The sequence below is a fragment of the Flavobacterium sp. CSZ genome (assembly GCF_015350725.1).
Classification (GTDB): Bacteria; Bacteroidota; Bacteroidia; order Flavobacteriales; family Flavobacteriaceae; genus Flavobacterium.
The window spans coordinates 1-1,344 of the sequence record NZ_JADKPQ010000058.1 but is presented as its reverse complement, the minus strand read 5'-3'; the positions used below and the strand labels follow the sequence as shown (position 1 = coordinate 1,344).

The window sequence follows — 1,344 nt, the reverse complement described above, 5'->3', positions numbered from 1 at the left end:
ATCACCGCTTCTATTTCTCCCAGCTCGATTCGGTATCCCTTAATTTTTACCTGATCGTCTTCTCTGCCTTTATAGTCTATATTTCCATCAGAAAGCCATCTTGCCAAATCGCCTGTTTTATACATGCGTTCTGCGGCCTTAAATGGATTATGGATAAACTTCTCAGCCGTTAGATCTGCCCTGTTGAGATATCCTGCAGAGAGACCTGGACCCGAAATGTAGATCTCTCCTATTACTCCCACCCCGACAAGCTCCAGGGCAGCATCAAGAATGTAGATCTCAAAATTGGATATAGGCCTACCGATCAAGATAGGATCCTCTTCGGCTTTTATTTCATAGACAATACACCCAACAGTGGCCTCTGTAGGACCGTATTCGTTATAGATTTTCATTGCCGGATTCAAACGTCTTAAAATAGCAACGTGATTGTTTCCTAATGCTTCTCCGCCAACAATGGCAACCTGTACTTTGGTAGAAGTAAGTCCCAGACTTTCCAGCACACTAATGTGCGCAGGAGTTAGTTTAACACATGAAATGTCGCTTTCAAAATAGGTTCGTAAAACATCCGATATATTTTCACTCGAATTAAAAACATTCAGGCTTCCTCCGCTTATTATGGGCAAAAACAAACTGGTAATGGTAAGGTCAAAAGACAAGGAGGTAAACAATCCAAAATTGGTGTTTGACAAATCATTTTGCAAATAGCACGATCTTGACCAGAAAAGATAATTAAACAAGGATTCATGTTGGATCATAACCCCTTTTGGATTCCCCGTAGAGCCTGAAGTGTAAATGATGTAGGCCAGATCCTGCAGCTCAAGGTCTACTCTTTTGAAATTTTTATTATAGTTTAAAGGTTCAAATTCTACATCGACAGCCAGAACATCCTTACTGTAGAAATCAATATCAAAGAGATAAAAAGTTTCTGTTATCAATAAATTCAGTCCGGTATCCTCTACAACAAAACCTTTTCTGTTATTGGGTAATTGCGGTTCGATTGGTACATAAACACCACCTGCTTTTAAGATTGCCAATATCGAGATCATAACCCATTCTGTACGGCTTAATAAAACCCCAACCGGATCTCCTTTTTTAATTGCATAATCCTTTTGTAAACTATCTGCCAGCTGATTGGATCGCTCCTCAAGTTCCTGGTAGGTAAAACTCAATTCTTGGTAAACCAGTGCAACTGAATCGGGTGTTTTTGACAACTGTTCTTCAAACAAATCTAAAACCGTTTTGTCTCTTGGATAAGAAACTGCTGCAGGATTAAAATCTACCAATAACTCGGTTTTTTCTTTGTCACTCAGATAATTAATCTCTGAAATCTTTTTCGATGGGTCA

1 protein-coding gene is annotated in these 1,344 nt (G+C 39.2%); it reads right to left on the bottom strand.

All coding sequences use genetic code 11. The annotated features are described in order from the left end of the window. The coding region (locus tag IRZ78_RS25970) for an amino acid adenylation domain-containing protein (protein WP_194620489.1) at nucleotides 1–1,344 on the bottom strand (1,344 nt) is incomplete at both ends.